The 17,554-nt window shown below is 39.9% G+C and carries 16 protein-coding genes and 2 pseudogenes; 16 read left to right on the top strand and 2 right to left on the bottom strand.

Annotated features, from left to right (window positions below; genetic code table 11):
* The first annotated feature begins 4 nt into the window (after nt 1-4).
* The 3 genes from J2S08_RS04305 (at nt 5) to hfq (ending at nt 2,908) form a co-directional block, all read left to right on the top strand.
* A complete protein-coding gene (locus J2S08_RS04305) occupies nt 5-1,207 on the top strand; it encodes a phosphoglycerate dehydrogenase (protein WP_307227004.1) in 1,203 nt (400 codons plus the stop codon).
* A 484-nt stretch (nt 1,208-1,691) separates the two neighbouring features.
* A complete protein-coding gene (gene miaA / locus J2S08_RS04300; protein WP_307227002.1) occupies nt 1,692-2,633 on the top strand; it encodes a tRNA (adenosine(37)-N6)-dimethylallyltransferase MiaA in 942 nt (313 codons plus the stop codon).
* 38 nt (nt 2,634-2,671) lie between these two features.
* On the top strand, nt 2,672-2,908 hold the full coding sequence (gene hfq, locus J2S08_RS04295) for an RNA chaperone Hfq (RefSeq protein WP_307227000.1): 237 nt from the start codon (nt 2,672-2,674) through the stop codon (nt 2,906-2,908).
* 309 nt (nt 2,909-3,217) lie between these two features.
* Here the strand turns inward: hfq and spoVK are convergent, their stop codons facing one another.
* Entirely contained in the window at nt 3,218-4,162 is a 945-nt protein-coding gene (spoVK, locus tag J2S08_RS04290; protein ID WP_307226997.1) for a stage V sporulation protein K, read from the bottom strand.
* Nucleotides 4,163-4,423: 261 nt separating this feature from the next.
* Here spoVK and hflX point away from each other — a divergent pair, with 261 nt between their 5' ends.
* The 5 genes from hflX (at nt 4,424) to glnA (ending at nt 9,512) form a co-directional block, all read left to right on the top strand.
* Nucleotides 4,424-5,674, top strand: coding sequence for a GTPase HflX (gene hflX / locus J2S08_RS04285; RefSeq protein WP_307226996.1), 1,251 nt, complete (start codon nt 4,424-4,426; stop codon nt 5,672-5,674).
* A 12-nt stretch (nt 5,675-5,686) separates the two neighbouring features.
* Nucleotides 5,687-6,958 (top strand): methionine gamma-lyase family protein, encoded by a 1,272-nt coding sequence (locus tag J2S08_RS04280; protein ID WP_307226994.1) that lies wholly within the window; start codon nt 5,687-5,689, stop codon nt 6,956-6,958.
* 89 nt (nt 6,959-7,047) lie between these two features.
* Complete coding sequence (locus J2S08_RS04275) at nt 7,048-7,440, top strand: reverse transcriptase domain-containing protein (protein ID WP_307226992.1); 393 nt, start codon at nt 7,048-7,050, stop codon at nt 7,438-7,440.
* A complete protein-coding gene (locus J2S08_RS04270) occupies nt 7,409-7,789 on the top strand; it encodes a group II intron maturase-specific domain-containing protein (RefSeq protein WP_307226990.1) in 381 nt (126 codons plus the stop codon). The genes J2S08_RS04275 and J2S08_RS04270 overlap by 32 nt, the downstream gene beginning before the upstream one ends.
* A gap of 388 nt (nt 7,790-8,177) precedes the next feature.
* Nucleotides 8,178-9,512, top strand: coding sequence for a type I glutamate--ammonia ligase (gene glnA / locus J2S08_RS04265; protein WP_307226988.1), 1,335 nt, complete (start codon nt 8,178-8,180; stop codon nt 9,510-9,512).
* A gap of 112 nt (nt 9,513-9,624) precedes the next feature.
* Here the strand turns inward: glnA and J2S08_RS04260 are convergent, their stop codons facing one another.
* Nucleotides 9,625-9,852, bottom strand: a complete 228-nt coding sequence (locus J2S08_RS04260) for a tyrosine-type recombinase/integrase (protein ID WP_307226986.1) — start codon at nt 9,850-9,852, stop codon at nt 9,625-9,627.
* Between the two features lie 354 nt (nt 9,853-10,206).
* Here J2S08_RS04260 and J2S08_RS04255 point away from each other — a divergent pair.
* The 8 genes and pseudogenes from J2S08_RS04255 to J2S08_RS04220 form a co-directional block, all read left to right on the top strand.
* A pseudogene (locus tag J2S08_RS04255) lies at nt 10,207-10,380 on the top strand (GNAT family N-acetyltransferase); the annotation flags it as partial.
* Nucleotides 10,381-10,521: 141 nt separating this feature from the next.
* A complete protein-coding gene (vanR-A, locus tag J2S08_RS04250; RefSeq protein WP_307226984.1) occupies nt 10,522-11,217 on the top strand; it encodes a vancomycin resistance response regulator transcription factor VanR-A in 696 nt (231 codons plus the stop codon).
* The gene (gene vanS / locus J2S08_RS04245) at nt 11,207-12,361 is read left to right on the top strand and encodes a vancomycin resistance histidine kinase VanS (protein ID WP_307226982.1); all 1,155 of its coding nucleotides are present in this window, start codon (nt 11,207-11,209) and stop codon (nt 12,359-12,361) included. Before vanR-A ends, vanS begins: the two co-directional genes overlap by 11 nt.
* Before the next feature lie 191 nt (nt 12,362-12,552).
* Nucleotides 12,553-12,761: pseudogene (locus tag J2S08_RS22425) on the top strand (hypothetical protein); the annotation flags it as partial.
* Between the two features lie 460 nt (nt 12,762-13,221).
* Nucleotides 13,222-14,190, top strand: a complete 969-nt coding sequence (gene vanH, locus J2S08_RS04235; protein WP_307226980.1) for a D-lactate dehydrogenase VanH — start codon at nt 13,222-13,224, stop codon at nt 14,188-14,190.
* Nucleotides 14,183-15,214: a D-alanine--(R)-lactate ligase gene (vanA, locus tag J2S08_RS04230; protein WP_307226979.1), complete on the top strand. Its 1,032-nt coding sequence runs from the start codon at nt 14,183-14,185 to the stop codon at nt 15,212-15,214. Before vanH ends, vanA begins: the two co-directional genes overlap by 8 nt.
* An 8-nt stretch (nt 15,215-15,222) precedes the next feature.
* On the top strand, nt 15,223-15,831 hold the full coding sequence (vanX, locus tag J2S08_RS04225) for a D-Ala-D-Ala dipeptidase VanX (RefSeq protein WP_307227324.1): 609 nt from the start codon (nt 15,223-15,225) through the stop codon (nt 15,829-15,831).
* Nucleotides 15,832-16,796: 965 nt separating this feature from the next.
* Nucleotides 16,797-17,336 carry a VanZ family protein gene (locus tag J2S08_RS04220; RefSeq protein WP_307226976.1) on the top strand — a complete coding sequence of 180 codons (540 nt, stop codon included), beginning with the start codon at nt 16,797-16,799 and terminating at the stop codon, nt 17,334-17,336.
* Nucleotides 17,337-17,554: the final 218 nt, after the last annotated feature.

The raw sequence follows: 17,554 nt of genomic DNA, 5'->3' as shown, positions 1-17,554 counted from the left end.
AAGAATGAATAAAGTTGAAACGAAAGTGAATCAAATTCAAATTTATAATCAAATTGCACCATCTAGCTTAACTATCTTTCCTGAAAAGGATTATCTAGTGTCACAGGAAACAACAGATCCAGACGGCATTATTCTTAGAAGTTATAACTTGCATCATATGGATATATCTTCAAATCTTAAAGCGATTGCACGTGCGGGCGCTGGTGTAAATAACATTCCGATTGAAAGATGCACAGATCATGGCATTGTTGTTTTTAATACCCCTGGAGCGAATGCAAATGCAGTAAAAGAAGCTGTCATTGCGTCTATGCTATTAGCATCAAGACATCTCGTTGAAGGGGTGCAGTGGGCAAAATCTTTAGCTGGCAATGAAGAGCTTGTTCCCCAACTAGTAGAAGCTGGAAAAAAACAGTTTGCCGGTGCTGAGATTAGCGGCAAAAAACTAGGAGTTATTGGACTGGGTGCAATTGGAGCACTTGTTGCAAATGATGCATTAGCATTAGGTATGGAAGTAATTGGCTATGATCCTTACATCTCAGTTGATACAGCATGGAGATTATCTAAAGAAGTGCAAAGAGCAATGAGCTTAGAAGAATTATTTGCACAATGTGATTTTATCACTGTCCATGTTCCATTAACAGACAATACGAAACAATTTTTAAATGAAGAAGCTTTCAGCATGATGAAAAAAGGCGTCCATATCCTGAACTTTTCTCGTGGTGAGCTTGTCAATGACCTTGATTTAGAAAAAGCAATTGCTGCTGGCATTGTAGCTCGTTATATCACTGATTTTCCAAATGATCGAGTATTAAAAATGAAAAATGTTATTCCGATTCCACATCTTGGGGCATCCACAAAAGAAGCGGAAGAAAATTGTGCTATGATGGCCGCAAAACAAATGAAAGCATTTTTAGAAACTGGAAACATAAAGAATTCTGTCAATTTCCCAGCCGTTTATTTGCCTTATGATGGTAAAACACGGATTACAGTCATTCATGAAAACATTCCAAACATGGTGGGACAAATTACAACAAAACTAGCTGAACTGCATGTCAATATCGCGGATATGATTAACCGCGGCCGTAATCACATTGCTTATACAATGATTGATGTTGATACTGAAATTACTTCTTATGTAAAAGAACAAATAAAGGAAAAAATAGAAACGATTCAAGGAATTAATACGATTCGAATCATCCATAAATAAGACAGGAGACAAGATCCTGTCTTTTTTCTTATGTTGTGAAATACAATTAACAGTTAATGGTAATAATAAAAAGGAATCTTTTTATCACATTTAACTAGCAAGTCAAGACTCCATCCTCAAGAATAAGAGATACCGAAGCAGTCTAGGTGGGGATAACGGGGAGTCAAATGTCCGATTGTTCGGGCTGACAGGATCAGCATCGCACGAAGAAAAAGCGATTTCCTTTTTCGAGGAAGCTTTCGATCATAGCTTGAGTGGAGGATGAGAGAAAACCCCCAATCATGAAAGGTTCACTTTATTATTGGGCAACGTTCTGACATTATCGAAGACAAAGTCCAGGAGGCTGAAAGGAACTTTGCTTTATTGTATAATATCTGAAAGCAGTCTGATGTGAGCCGATTATTTCGAGGTTAAGATAATAGTTGTAAAAAAATCAATTTTTTATTGTTGTGACGTAATATAATGAAGAAAGCAGTGAGCAAATTTGCCAGTAAAACAAAAATTAGTTGTGATAATTGGACCAACTGCAGTCGGAAAAACAAAAACAAGCATACAATTAGCAAAGAAATTTAACGGTGAGATTATTAGCGGTGATTCGATGCAAGTATATCGAGGTATGGATATTGGGACTGCCAAAATTAAGGCTGAAGAAATGGAAGCAGTTCCTCATTATTTCATTGATATAAAAGATCCGCTTGAATCTTATACAGTCGCCGAATTTCAACAACAAGGAAGAGCAAAAATTGCCGAAATCGCAACTCGGGGATTGCCGATGATTGTTGGAGGAACGGGTTTGTATATTCAATCTGTCATCTATGATTATCAGTTTAGCCAAGCAGTAGAAAACATGGAGTTTCGAAACGAGCTATTGAAAAAGGCAGCACAAGAAGGCAATGCCGTTCTGCATGATCAATTAGCTTTAGTAGATCCCGTAAGTGCAAGACGGATACATCCAAACAATCTTCGTCGAATTGTTCGTGCGTTGGAAATCTATGAATGTACAGGAAAGACGATGACTGAATACTTGGAAAGTCAGCAGAAAGAGCTGTTATACGATGTTATTCTAATTGGTCTGACAATGGAAAGAGAAGTTCTTTACGAGCGTATTAATGCTCGTGTGGATGCGATGATGGAAGAGGGTTTATTATCAGAAGTACAAAGCCTATATGAACAAAACATCCGAAATGTTCAATCGATTCAAGCGATCGGCTATAAGGAACTATACGACTACCTAGATGGCAAATTAACCTTAACTGAAGCAATCGAACAAATGAAGCAAAATTCAAGACGTTATGCGAAGCGCCAATTTACATGGTTTCGAAATAAAATGAATGTGAATTGGTTTGATATGACGCCAAGAAATGACGAAAATAAAAAAATCAAGGAAATAATCGACTTTGTTGCAGGAAAGTTAGGAGTTAAATAGAATAAGTAAAAATAGAGATAAATGAGGAGGCTACATAGATGAAGCAAGCAATTAATATTCAAGATCAATTTTTGAACCAATTGCGAAAAGAAGGAATGCCTGTCACAGTATTTTTATTAAATGGCTTTCAAATTCGTGGACAAGTAAAAGGATTTGACAACTTTACTGTTTTATTCGAATCAGATGGCAAACAACAGCTTGTCTATAAGCACGCGATTTCCACTTTTTCTCCACAAAGAAATGTAACAATCAACCAAGAAGCAGAAAAAGAATAATACTGATCGATAATGCCATAAAAAAACGTGTGGAATTAAATTCTACACGTTTTTTCATGACTCGAATATTCAATTGAAAGATTCCTATGCAGCTCCAATGTATGATTAGTAAGGAAATCATGTTTTGTGATGAATTTATTATCACAACAATTCTGCGTATATTTTCTTACACGTACCATTGGAGATTGCCGATAAAGAAAAATATTAAGGGAGAAATGATAAGGAGTGAGTAAAAAAACTCACCCCCTTTTTTACAAATTATAGCTTTATTCGTATTCAACTTTTAACCATTCTAGACATAGTCAAAAGTTATAGATCTGGAAAGACAAGATCGTTGCTGCGCAATGTCATTAATTCGTTGCGTTCGTATTCATTTTCCATTAATAGTCTCATTGCTTGGGAACGAATAGATTTCTCAATAATATTTCGTACGTAACGGCCATTTGAAAAGCTCATTGGATTCTGGTTTACTTTTACATACGAAAGATGGTCTTTAAGCTGCCTTGTTCCATCGTAACTAAGGACGTACTCTTTTTCTTCCAACATACGTTTTCCAATTTCCATTAATTCATTAACAGTGTAATCTGGAAAATTAAATACAAGCGGAAATCGAGAAATTAATCCGGGATTTAAGCTTAGAAAATAATCCATTTCTCGAGAATATCCAGCTAATATTAGTATAAAGTCATGTTGCTTATCTTCCATATGTTTTACCAATGTATCGATCGCTTCTTTTCCGAAGTCCTTCTCTCCGCCACGCGCAAGAGAATAGGCCTCATCGATAAACAGGATGCCCCCCATCGCTTTTTTTACTAGATCTCGTGTTTTTTGTGCTGTATGGCCGATATACTCGCCGACAAGGTCAGCACGTTCTGCTTCAATGAGATGTCCTTTAGATAATACTTGCATCTTTTTAAACAATTTTCCGATTAAACGGGCAACGGTTGTTTTTCCTGTACCGGGATTTCCTTTAAATAACATGTGAAGGGCTTGCTTCCCAGCTTTCAAACCTAGTTCTTCACGTTTTTTATTAATGTAAATCCATGCATAAACTTCTTTTATCATTTTTTTCATTTCTTCCATCCCAACAAGCTCCCCTAATTCTTTTTCAATTTCTTTTAGAGCTAGATGTTCATGAGAGAGCGTTTTTGGAACTCTTTCTTTTGCAATTTGCTTTTCTGTCTGTTCTTTTTGTTTTGTGTTTAAAACAATATTAATTTGCCCATTATTTTTCATTCGTATTGGCTGTTGCAAAGTGTTCACCCCGCATTCTAAAACAATTATATGCGCGAAAAGATAAAATCGTGACAAACGCCTATTTGTAAGAATTGTTCGAGCCATCATTGCTCGCTTTTAACATAATGTTTTCGCTGCTGGCATCCTACTCTATTTGAGATCACTAAATAAACTATTAAAATAAACGGTTCAAAACTCGTGCTTCAATTGCTAGTGTTTCACTTTACTGCTGTTATTTGTTAAGATGAAAGCAAAGATGATGGAAAGAAGGATGATGGTTTGGCAGCTGCAAACAAAGAGGGCGTTATTTTGGTTGGATGTCAGCTAGACGAGAGCGATGAGCGCTTTCAATTTTCAATGGACGAACTTGTCTCTTTAACAGAAACAGCTCAAGGAGAGGTGCTTGCTTCCATTGCTCAAAAACGTGAACGTATTCATCCAGCTACTTATATTGGCAAAGGTAAACTAATAGAACTTGTCCAGTTAGAGGAGATGCTTCAACCTGATATTATTATCTTTAATGATGAGCTTTCTCCGAGTCAATTGCGCAATTTATCGAATGAGCTAAAGAGCAGAGTTTTAGATCGAACGCAGCTCATTCTTGATATTTTTTCGCAGCGGGCACGCTCAAAAGAAGGGAAGCTGCAAGTAGAGCTTGCGCAGCTTCAATATTTGCTGCCAAGGCTTATTGGACAAGGAATTGTATTATCTAGGCTTGGCGGCGGTATTGGAACACGCGGACCAGGAGAAACAAAGCTGGAAGTAGATCGCCGGCACATTCGAAGAAAAATAAATGAAATTAAACTGCAGTTAAAAGCAATTGTCGAGCATCGCGAGCGCTATCGTGAGCGAAGAAAACGAAATCATGTTTTTCAAATTGCGTTAATAGGCTATACAAATGCAGGAAAGTCTACTTTATTTAATAGGCTCTCTGCTGCTGATTCCTATGAAGAAAATCAGTTATTTGCCACTTTAGATCCGATGACAAGAAAACTGCAGTTACCTAGTGGATATACAGCATTATTAACAGATACGGTCGGCTTTATCCAGGACTTGCCTACAACGTTGATTGCAGCTTTTCGTTCCACATTAGAGGAAGTAAAGGAAGCAGACTTGCTTTTACATGTCGTAGATGCTTCTAATCCTGATTATGAAAACCATGAACGGACGGTGCAAAAGCTGCTACAAGATTTAAAGATGGACAGCCTGCCACAGCTGACCGTTTATAATAAAATGGATATTGGCAATCCGCAATTTGTGCCGATCGGAAAAGATAGAATCGAAATAAGTGCTTTAAATGAGAAAGACCATACGCTTTTAAAACAAAAATTAGAAGCCGCAGCAATCCAGATGATGAAACCGTATCAAGTCCTCATTCCTCAAACTGCTGGCAAGCTTCTCGCTGCATTAAAATCAGATTCGATCTTACAAGAGCTTGTTTTCTTGGAGGAAAAGGAAGCTTACATTGGACAGGGCTATATACTAGCAAATCATCCAGTGGCAGGCGCTTTACAGCAATATCAACAATGAAGGAGTTACATCATGTATCATCTATTAAAAAATGGCAGCAACATTCAAGCTTTAGTGGAAATAACAGAAAAAAAAATTGCTCCTATCCATGCGAAAATAGCACAGATAGCAGACAGCAATCAATTTCGTGTGTTAAAAAGTTTTCAAGAACACCAAGTCAGTGACTTTCATTTTACGCCATCAACAGGGTATGGCTACGATGATAGCGGCCGTGATACGTTAGAAAGCATTTTTGCAGAAGTATTTGGAGGAGAGGCTGGGCTTGTCCGTCCACAAATTATTTCTGGCACTCATGCCATTTCTACTGCTTTATTCGGTGTTCTTCGTCCGGGCGACACCCTTCTATACATAACAGGAAAACCTTACGATACGTTAGAAGAAATAGTCGGTATTCGTGGAAATGGCATCGGTTCATTAAAGGATTTCCAGATAGCATACAAGAGCGTTCCATTAACAGCACAAGGCCGCGTTGATTTTTCAGCAGTAAAACAAGCAATCAATCCAAAGGTTAAAATGGTCGGTATTCAGCGTTCAAAAGGCTATGATAGCCGTCCTTCTTTTACGATCGATGAAATTGCGGAAATGGTGCAATTTGTAAAGGAAATCGATCCTAATATTGTCGTGTTTGTTGATAATTGTTATGGCGAATTTGCAGAAGAACAGGAGCCTTGCCATGTTGGAGCAGATTTAATGGCAGGTTCATTAATTAAAAATCCTGGCGGCGGCTTAGTGAAAACGGGAGGCTATATTGTCGGAAAGCAGGCACTTGTAGAAGCTTGTGCTTGCCGCTTGACATCTCCTGGAATTGGAAGTGAAGCAGGTGCTACTTTATATAGTCTGTTAGAAATGTACCAAGGCTTCTTTCTCGCACCGCATGTAGTTGCTGAAGCGCTAAAAGGGGCTGTTTTTACTGCCGCGTTGCTAGAAGAACTCAATATGAAAACGACGCCGTCTTGGGATGCGAAGCGGACTGATTTGATTCAATCTGTTCAATTTAATGATCCAGATGTGATGATCGCATTTTGTCAGGCGATTCAATATGCTTCCCCTATTAATTCACACGTGACACCATATCCGAGTGAAATGCCGGGGTACGAAGACCATGTTATCATGGCCGCAGGAACTTTCATTCAAGGTGCCAGTATTGAATTAAGCGCAGATGGCCCAATTCGTCCTCCTTATGATGCGTATGTGCAAGGGGGCTTAACTTACTCACATGTAAAAATCGCTGTCTGTTCAGCGATCGATCACTTAATAGAAAAAGGGTTGCTTATCATAAAATAGGTTAATAAGTTTGTTCTTCACCTTAGGAACAGCCCCACATAAAAGTTTTACTTTAAAAGGGAGAGATAGCTCAAAAGCTATCTTTTTTTATGTGCGCCAGGCATGGCAACTATCTAGGTGGTGAAAGTCCGCTGTGGGGGTACACATCAACCAACCAATCAATAAAAGATGGAGATGTGATTTCTCTCATACGTAAATATCTCGTAAGTGGTGTGATGGTCAGTGGAAAATATGAAGATACGCCAGTAGGAACACCACAAGGTGGCAACCTTAGTCCACTTTTGAGCAACATTATGTTGAATGAGTTAGATAAGGAACTGGAAGCAAGAGGACTGCGTTTCGTAAGATACGCAGATGACAGTCTCATTTTTGTCAAGAGCGAGAAAGCAGCGAACAGAGTGCTCACTTCCATCACAAAATTTATCGAGAAGAAATTAGGATTAAAGGTGAATGTGGAAAAGAGTAGAATCACACGTCCCTAGTAAACAAACAAAATTTCTAGGGTTCAGTTTCTACTATGATTCTAATAAGGAAAAGTTTCAACCAAGAGCCCATGGGGAATCGATTCAGAAATTTCAAAGGAAACTGCGACAGCTAACGAAACGAAATTGGGGCATCTCACTAGATGATAGAATCGTCAAGTTAAAACAGGTCATTTTCGGGTGGGTCAACTACTTCAAGATAGCCAATATGAAGAAAATCCTTGGGACAATAGACGCAAAACTCCGCTCCAGAATTCGGGTAATTATCTGGAAGCAGTGGAAGAACAATAAAAAGAGAATAAATCTCTCATCCAACTTGGCATACCGAAAGAAGAAGCCAAAGGCTTAACCTACTGTAGAAAAGGTTACCGATTCATTGGACTATCGAAGGTTGTACAGAAAGCATTGTCCAACAAGCGATTAAGGCAAAGGGGAATCCCCCCTGCCTTAGACCATTATCTAAAAGTACACACTGTAATATAAATTGAACCGCCGTATAACGGAACCGTATGTACGGTGGTGGGAGAGGGGCGAAAAGTTCTTAACTTTTCCCTCTACTCAATTGAGTAAAAATGCAGTGATTTTGGCTTTATGAAGAAGTTACTCGTAAGATGGGAAAAAGCTGCCATAGATTTTCATGATTTTCTCATGATATAATACTTTTTGTAATAAAAAGGGAATTAAAGGTAAAAGTATCTATGGAAAAAACAAACGGCACACTAGGAGGAGTGAAAGGCATGTCAAAGTATACGAAAAAAGACATAATCGAGATGGCAAAGATTGAAAACGTGAAATTTATTCGTCTTCAATTTACTGATATTTTAGGAACGATCAAAAATGTAGAAATTCCGGTGAGCCAGCTGCAAAAAGCTTTAGATAATAAAATGATGTTTGATGGGTCTTCTATTGAGGGGTTTGTTCGAATAGAAGAATCTGATATGTATTTATTTCCAGATTTGGACACATGGGTTGTGTTTCCTTGGACAGCAGAAAAAGGGAAAGTAGCAAGGTTAATTTGTGATGTTCATCATTCAAGCGGCAAGCCTTTTTGTGGAGATCCACGCAGCAACTTAAAAAGAGTCATTAGGGAAATGGAAGAAATGGGATTTACAAACTTCAACCTTGGTCCAGAACCAGAGTTCTTCTTATTTAAACTAGATGAAAAAGGGGATCCTTCCTTAGAATTAAATGACAGTGGCGGTTATTTTGATCTTGCACCAACTGATCTTGGCGAAAATTGCCGCCGCGATATCGTCTTAGAGTTGGAGGAAATGGGATTTGAAGTGGAAGCATCACATCATGAGGTTGCCCCTGGCCAGCATGAAATTGATTTTAAATATGCCGATGCTGTAACTGCTTGTGACTATATTCAAACATTTAAGCTCGCTGTAAAAACAATTGCGAGAAAGCATGGATTACACGCGACCTTTATGCCAAAACCTTTATTTGGTGTTAGCGGTTCAGGAATGCATTTTAATTTATCCTTATTTAAAGGGAGCGAAAACGCCTTTTATGACAAAAACGGGTCTTTAGAATTGAGTGATATTGCTTATCAATTTATGGCAGGTGTTATAAAACATGCACAAGGATTTACAGCAATCACCAATCCAACCGTGAATTCCTATAAACGTCTAGTCCCAGGCTACGAAGCACCGTGCTATGTTGCTTGGTCCGCTCAAAATCGGAGTCCACTCATAAGAATTCCGACATCACGCGGACTCAGCACAAGGATTGAAGTACGAAGCGTTGACCCTTCTGCTAATCCTTACTTAGCAATGGCTGTATTATTGGAAGCAGGCCTTTCTGGCATTAAACAAAAATTAACTCCGCCAGAGTCCATTGATCGAAATATTTACAACATGAATAAAGACGAGCGAAAAGAAGCAGGTATTATCGACTTGCCAGCGACTCTTTACGATGCCCTTGAAAAACTAAAAGCTGATGAGGTAATCAAAGCTGCCTTAGGCTGCCATATATTAGAACATTTTATTGAAGCAAAAGAAATCGAATGGAACATGTTTAGAATACAAGTCCACCCGTGGGAGCGGGAGCAATATATGACGATGTATTGATACGACAAACCCCTAGTGTAAAGGGGTTTTTGTTTGTGTGGGTATTTTCTGTTTTTAACTATAGCGCTTTTCCTACCCACATAATACCCATATTTTTTTACATAAAGAATATTCAAGAACATTTCATATTTAAACATTGTGTCCGATTCAATTTTCTTAGAAATGTGGCTGTAATTTGTATACTTTTATGCCCTAGACGTTCTTGTACATATTTCAAATCTACTCCAGCTTCTAATAGGATAACTGTATGGGTATGTCGTAATGAATGAATTGGTACTCTTGGTAGTCCAGCTTTCTTTAAGATCGTGAAAAATGCATTAAATAGAGAGCTGTTTGGCATGAAATTTTCATTGTTACGGCATAATACTAGATTCAAGTCGTGAGATATATGTCATTAAGTGCCAGCTTATTTTGATTTTGGTACTTTTGATGAAAATGTAAATCACTTGTAAGTTCTTTACTAATGGTAATTACGCGTTTTGATGTCTCAGTTTTTGGTTCACCAAAAAGTTCTTCTTTGGTTTTAGAATAAAAATTAAGTGTTTTTCTACAATTATTAATTAAGATGGTAATGGATTAGAACTATCGTATTTTTATAGGAATATGCCTATTTTTATATATCTTATATTTAATTACCCCCGTTGTATTAGAAGCAAAGTTTGGTAGAGCCAAGAATTTTATTTCAAATTTTTAAAAAGCTTGGATAGACCATTTATTTGAATCCCTGCTTTTAGTAAGAGTAGGTTTCACAACATGGTCAGGGAATCACCGTATGATGCGTTTAGGTGAGAAGTTGGGAATGAAGTTAGAAGGAAGACTAAGAAATTGTAGACTGGTTAACGGTAAATATTATGACTCAGCAAATTAACACTACAAGAATTAGAATCACATTTATGGAAATCAGCGGATATCCTACGTGGATAAGCGGATTCCAGTGATTATAAATACTATATATTCGGAAAAGATTCCGATTGAGAAAAGCAAATCCATAAAAGGAGAGTTGATAACTATGAGTGATAAAATACTTGTTGTGGACGATGAACATGAAATTGCCGATTTGGTTGAGCTATACTTGAAAAACGAGAATTATACGGTTTTCAAATACTATACCGCCAAAGAAGCGTTGGAATGTATAGACAAGACCGATCTTGACCTTGCCATATTGGACATCATGCTTCCCGACGCAAGCGGCCTCGTTATCTGCCAAAAAATAAGGGACAAGCACACCTATCCAATTATCATGCTGACCGCGAAAGATACGGAGGTAGATAAAATTACAGGGCTAACAATCGGCGCGGACGATTATATAACGAAGCCCTTTCGCCCGCTGGAGTTAATTGCGCGGGTCAAGGCGCAGTTGCGCAGATACAAAAAATACAATGGAGTAACGGAGCAGAACGAAAATGTTATTGTCCACTCCGGCCTTGTCATTAATATAAACACGCATGAGTGTTTTCTGAACGAGAAGCAGTTATCCCTCACTCCCACCGAGTTTTCAATCCTGCGCATCCTTTGTGAAAACAAGGGGAATGTGGTTAGCTCCGAGCAGTTATTTCATGAGATATGGGGCGACGAATATTTCAGCAAGAGTAACAACACCATCACCGTGCATATCCGACATCTGCGCGAAAAAATGAACGACACCATTGATAATCCGAAGTATATAAAAACGGTATGGGGGGTTGGCTATAAAATTGAAAAATAAAAATAAGAATAAAAAAACCGATTATTCCAAACTAAAACGAAAACTCTACCAGTATATCGTTGTGATTGTTATGGCAGCAGTTGTATTCGTGTTGTTTTTGCGTTTATTTATCAAGGGGACACTTGGGGAGTGGATCGTACGTTTTTTGGAAAACAGTTATCACTTAGAGCGTCAGGACGCGATGAAAATATATCAGTATACTATACGGAACAATATAGAAATCTTTATTTATGTGGCGATTGCCATTAGTATTCTTATTCTATTCCGAATCATGCTTTCAAAATTTGCAAAATACTTTGACGAGATAAATACCGGCATTGATATACTTATTCAGAATGAAGATAAACAAATTGAGCTTTCTGCGGAAATGGAGTTCATGGAACAGAAGCTCAACACATTAAAGCGGACTCTGGAAAAGCGAGAGCAGGATGCAAAGCTGGCAGAACAAAGAAAAAATGACGTTGTTATGTACTTGGCGCACGATATTAAAACGCCCCTTACATCCGTTATCGGTTATCTGAGCCTGCTTGACGAGGCGCCAGATATGCCGGTAGAGCAAAAGGCAAAGTATGTGCATATCACGTTGGACAAAGCGTATCGCCTCGAACAGCTAATCGATGAGTTTTTTGAGATTACACGGTATAACCTCCAAACGATTACGCTCACGAAAAAGCACATAGACCTATACTATATGCTGGTGCAGATGACCGATGAATTTTATCCGCAGCTTGCCGCGAATGGAAAACAGGCGGTTATCCATGCTTCCGAGGATTTGACCGTAACCGGCGACCCCGATAAGCTGGCGAGGGTCTTTAACAACATTTTGAAAAACGCCGCTGCATACAGTGAGGACAACAGCGTCATTGACATTACGGCGGGCCTCTCCGAAGATGTGGTGTCCATCGTTTTCAAGAACGCCGGAAGCATCCCCAAAGATAAGCTCGCTGCCATATTTGAAAAGTTTTACAGGCTGGACGATGCCCGTTCTTCCGATACGGGCGGCGCGGGACTTGGATTGGCGATTGCAAAAGAAATCATTGTTCAGCATGGCGGGCAGATTTATGCGGAAAGCAATGATAACTACACGACGTTTACGGTAGAGCTTCCGGCCTTGCCAGACTTGGTTGATAAAAGGAGTTCCTAAGAAATGAATATCGTTTCTTAGGAAAATCTCAAGGTTATCTTTACTTTTTCTTAGGAAATTAACAATTTAATATTAAAAAACGGCTCGTTCTTACGCGGTAGACTTAAAACCGTAAGAACGAGCTTTTTTCGTTTCGTCAGAGAAGGAAATGACAAGTTATGCGTGGATTAAAATACACGGCAGGTGCTCACATGGGTAGAAAAAGAGTGACACAAATATTCCCTTTCCTGTTGCCGGTCAGGGTAATGCAGCGGAAAATGTGTTTTTAGTCGGGATGCGGTTTGATGGCCGCCGCTACGCGGAAACCATTGACGGGAAGCAGCTTCCTTATAAGCTCTTTGAAGCGGGCTGCGCGTTATACAACGGCAATACCAGCTTTGATATGGCATATCAAAAAAGCGGCGGGATTTATGAATCCGTCAAGGTTGAGAGAGCGGAAATTGACTCGGACACCGACAAAATAACAGGACAAAAGCTGCTTTACACTAACAAATGTAAAATCTGCTATCCCCTGCCGGAGAACGTGGAAATCAAGGAGGCGAAAAAAAGTTTGAAACAATTACGAATTAGCCGGAATCGAAAAACGGTACAACAAAGCAGACCGCCGGACAGCGGCATTGAAAAAAGTCATGGAATTAAGTGGAGGATCTGTAATTAAATAATACTGCCGCTGAAGGATAGAGATGGCCTCATCCACAGAAACCTCACGGTGAGCGGGCGGCTTGTCCCCACTGCGGTAGAGGTCAGGATTGTAAGGTTCATTCTTTTTGAGAATGTTGTAGATATGTTTAATTTACCGCGATCGGCATCCCCGTTTTATTTCTTATTGGTACCTTTCGCAGAAAGGAATGGTCTTAATTATGAAAAACATCGGCATTACCATTTATGGATGTGAGCAGGATGAGGCTGATGTGTTCAAGGAACTTTCGCCGCGCTTTGGCGTTATACCTGCCATTACAAGCTCTGCCGTATCAGAAACCAACGTAATGTTAGCCCCTGGAAATCAATGTATCAGCGTGGGGCACAAATCTGAGATTTCCGAATCCATTCTTCTTGCGTTGAAGGAATCCGGCGTCAAATATATCTCTACTCGAAGTATTGGTTACAATCACATAGACATGAAGGCCGCGGAAAGTATGGGTATTGCTATCGGGAACGTGGCATATTCACCGGATAGCATTGCCGATTATACATTGATGCTGATGCTTATGGCAGTACGCAACGCGAAATCTATTGTGCGCTCTGTGGAAAAACATGATTTCAGGCTGGACAGCGTCCGTGGCAAGGTACTGCGCGACATGACAGTCGGCGTGCTGGGAACCGGTCATATAGGGAAGGCAGTTATTGAGCGACTGCGGGGATTTGGATGTCATGTGCTGGCGTATGGTCACAACAAAGAGGCGGCGGGAAATTATGTGTCCCTAAATGAATTGCTACAAAAAAGCGACATTCTTACCATTCACGTACCGCTTAGCGCGGACACATACCATATGATCGGTCGCGAACAGATTAAAGCAATGAAACAAGGCGCGTTTCTTATCAATACAGCGCGAGGCGGGCTTATAGATACCGATGTGCTGGTTAAAGCATTGGAAAACGGAAAACTGGGCGGCGCCGCATTGGATGTATTGGAGGGAGAGGAAGGGCTTTTCTACTTTGATTGCACACAAAAACCAATTGATAATCAATTTTTACTGAAACTTCAAAGGATGCCGAACGTGATAATCACGCCGCATACGGCTTACTATACCGAACAGGCGTTGCGTGATACCGTTGAAAATACAATCAAGAACTGTCTGGAATTTGAGAGGAGAGAGACACTTGTATAGATTAAAAATAGCCATCCTGTTTGGGGGCTGCTCAGAGGAACATGATGTGTCGGTAAAATCTGCGAAAGAGATTGCCAACAACATTAACACAGAAAAATATGAGCCAATATACATTGGAATAACCCGATCCGGCGCTTGGAAAATGTGCGAAAAGCCATGCATGGATTGGGACAACGAAAACTGCGGTTCGGCAGTGCTTTCTCCGGACAAAAGAATGCACGGGCTGCTTGTTAGACGGGATAAGGGATATCAAATACAGCGTATAGATGCGGCATTTTCGGTTTTGCACGGCAAATCGGGTGAAGACGGCGCCATACAAGGTTTATTTGAATTGTCCGGCATCCCCTATGTAGGCTGTAATATTCAAAGCTCGGCGGTGTGTATGGACAAATCGCTGGCATATATCATTGCGAAAAACGCTGGCATAGCTACTCCCGAATTTTGGGTTATTAATAAAGACGATAGGCCGGCGGCAGATGCGTTTACCTATCCTGTTTTTGTTAAGCCGGCGCGTTCAGGCTCATCCTATGGCGTGAAAAAAGTCAATGGCGTGGACGAATTGGACGCCGCAATTGAATCGGCAAGACAATATGACAGCAAAATCTTAATTGAGCAGGCTGTTTTGGGCTGTGAGGTCGGTTGTGCCGTATTGGGAAACAGTTCCGAGTTGATTGTTGGCGAGGTGGACCAAATCAGGCTGCAGCACGGTATCTTTCGCATTCATCAGGAAGCCGAGCCGGAAAAAGGCTCTGAAAACGCAGTTATAACCATTCCCGCAGATCTGTCGGCAGAGGAGCGAGGACGGATACGGGAAACGGCAAAAAAAATATATAAGGCGCTCGGCTGTAGAGGTCTTGCCCGTGTTGATATGTTTTTACAAGAGAATGGCCGCATTGTACTTAACGAAGTCAATACCCTGCCAGGTTTCACGTCATACAGCCGTTATCCCCGTATGATGGTCGCTGCAGGTATAACGCTTCCCGAACTGATTGACCGCCTAATCGTATTAGCGTTAAAGGGGTGATAAGCAGCATGGAAAAAGGATTTACTTTTTTAGATGAAATATTACACGGTGTTCGTTGGGACGCTAAATATGCCACATGGGACAATTTCACCGGAAAGCCGGTTGACGGATATGAAGTAAATCGCATTGTAGGGACATACGAGTTGGCAGACGCGCTTTTGAGGGTAAAAGAACTGGCTGCTACCCAAGGGTACGGATTACTTTTATGGGACGGTTACCGTCCCCAACGCGCTGTAAACTGTTTTTTGCAATGGGCTGCACAGCCGGAAGATGACCTGACAAAGGAAAGACATTATCCCAATATTGACCGAACCGAGATGGTTTCAAAAGGATACGTGGCTTCAAAATCAAGCCATAGCCGCGGAAGCGCAATTGATCTTACGCTTTATCGATTAGACACGGGTGAGCTTGTACCAATGGGGAGCGGATTTGATTTTATGGATGAACGCTCTCATCATGCGGCAAAAGGAATTTCAGGCAATGAAGTGCAAAATCGCAGACGTTTGCGTTCCATCATGGAAAACAGTGGGTTTGAAGCATGTAGCTTCGAATGGTGGCACTATGTATTAAGAAACGAACCATACCCCAATAGCTATTATGATTTCTCCGTTAAATAAGCTTTTAACCGTTGCACGGGCAACCTAAATAATGCTATCTGTTTCGGCAAGGAAACCGTCGTTTGCAACTGATTTGTAGGGAATTTATATATAGTAGACAGTATTGAAGATGTAAGGCAGGGCGATATTGGGTCATTATCGGCAAATCCGGCAAGGCCGAAATATCCGCCTGTTGACAATGGACGGAGCAAACGGGCGGTGTGGAGTACCGCCCATCTATTCATTCAGTCTTGTTTTTCGGGCTAATCTGCCGTAGCGCCCGCAGAAGGCTTCGGGTCGTGGTAATCGCAATCTTCTGCTCACGTTCGCCGCAGGCCAGCAATTCGCGGATCAATTGCTCCAGTTCCGCTGGGTACCGGGAGGACAGGCCGCCCTTGCCGGCCATATCCTGGACCCAGCGCGGCATTATCACCAAGCCGCTCACTTAAGGAGGAAACTGAAAATGAAGAAGTGGGGTTTTTTATTGTTATTTTTATTGTGCTTAGCTTTATAAAAAATTTAACAACTTTATTTTACCCCCATCTAAACCAGGAGAGGGGATCGTGGTTTGAAGTGTTAAAATTAAATAAATTATTGCAATCTTGACATTTCGTTAAGGTTTTGGAAATGCCAAGAGGGTTCGAGTGTTAGTGAATGTGTCAAGTCCTTTCCGTTCCTTATGCTCCCTTCGGTCCGCTACCACTCCAAGAACTGGACACATGCCATACATAGTCGTTCTTTCGCAAACAGGTGCCTTTCTATGGCGTAGTTTGGACGAACTGCGCCATAAAGGTATCGACTGTTATAAGCAATAGTACCAATATTAGTCGCCTCTAAATTGTTCGTATCTGAACAGATTAGGGATATTCAAAGATAATATTCCATGCTATAATTTGTTATTTAAGAAACTTGAGATTCAATTGTAAAGTAGGATAAAAGCTTAGTTTATAAGTTTGAAAAAGAAGAATTAGGAATTGAGGATTTATATGGAAAAATCAAAAAATAATCAAAATAAAATAACTACTGGATTGTTGGCCATATATTTATTTACATTAACATGGATTATACTCTTTAAAATGCAATTTTCATTTCAAGACTTGCCGGATTTTAGGAGAATCAACTTAATCCCTTTTGCTGGTTCAGTTATTAAAAACGATCAAATAGATATTGGTGAAATAATCTATAATGTACTTGCATTTATCCCATTTGGAATGTATATCAGTATGCTAAAACCAAGTTGGTCTTTCTTGAAAAAGATTGCAATAATAGCAGGAGTTAGTTTGTTATTTGAAGTATTGCAATTCATCTTTGCTATAGGAGGTACCGATATAACTGACCTTATCGGAAATACATTAGGTGGAATTATTGGAGTTGGAGTTTATATTGTATTTTGTAAGCTGTTTAGTACAAAAGCAAATAAAATCCTTAATGTTTTAGCTTCAATCGGAACGATATGCATTGTTACATTATTGCTGTTATTAATATATCTCAGGATTAGTGGTGTTATTATTTATAAAGTTTCCTAAGTAATTGGAGAATTGCTGTTCATGAAAATTAACAGAGGGTATACTATCAATGACTTTGATACAGCAGGTTCTTTATTTATAAAACAAGAATGAAAAGCCACCTATTTTGAGGGTGGCTTTTTTATGTGCGACGGGCAGTCGCACCTTGTGTAGCTTTGCTACACAAATGAATTGTTAAAGGTTGGAATACGTTACCTAGGTAAAAACGATTCCCGAAT

The sequence above is a fragment of the Bacillus chungangensis genome, assembly GCF_030812995.1.
Taxonomy (GTDB): domain Bacteria; phylum Bacillota; class Bacilli; order Bacillales; family Bacillaceae_C; genus Bacillus_CF; species Bacillus_CF chungangensis.
The sequence above is the reverse complement of the archived record's forward strand: the minus strand, read 5'-3'. Positions and strand labels throughout refer to the sequence as shown.

Bases quoted from the DNA above. Each gene is read 5' to 3' on its own strand.
- J2S08_RS04260 (WP_307226986.1), bottom strand. From the start codon at position 9,852: ATGCCAAACAGCTCTCTATTTAATGCATTTTTCACGATCTTAAAGAAA.
- vanX (WP_307227324.1), top strand. From the start codon at position 15,223: ATGGAAAAAGGATTTACTTTTTTAGATGAAATATTACACGGTGTTCGT.
- vanR-A (WP_307226984.1), top strand. From the start codon at position 10,522: ATGAGTGATAAAATACTTGTTGTGGACGATGAACATGAAATTGCCGAT.
- J2S08_RS04305 (WP_307227004.1), top strand. From the start codon at position 5: ATGAATAAAGTTGAAACGAAAGTGAATCAAATTCAAATTTATAATCAA.
- J2S08_RS04275 (WP_307226992.1), top strand. From the start codon at position 7,048: ATGTGCGCCAGGCATGGCAACTATCTAGGTGGTGAAAGTCCGCTGTGG.
- J2S08_RS04280 (WP_307226994.1), top strand. From the start codon at position 5,687: ATGTATCATCTATTAAAAAATGGCAGCAACATTCAAGCTTTAGTGGAA.
- glnA (WP_307226988.1), top strand. From the start codon at position 8,178: ATGTCAAAGTATACGAAAAAAGACATAATCGAGATGGCAAAGATTGAA.
- vanH (WP_307226980.1), top strand. From the start codon at position 13,222: ATGAAAAACATCGGCATTACCATTTATGGATGTGAGCAGGATGAGGCT.
- hfq (WP_307227000.1), top strand. From the start codon at position 2,672: ATGAAGCAAGCAATTAATATTCAAGATCAATTTTTGAACCAATTGCGA.
- J2S08_RS04220 (WP_307226976.1), top strand. From the start codon at position 16,797: ATGGAAAAATCAAAAAATAATCAAAATAAAATAACTACTGGATTGTTG.
- J2S08_RS04270 (WP_307226990.1), top strand. From the start codon at position 7,409: ATGTGGAAAAGAGTAGAATCACACGTCCCTAGTAAACAAACAAAATTT.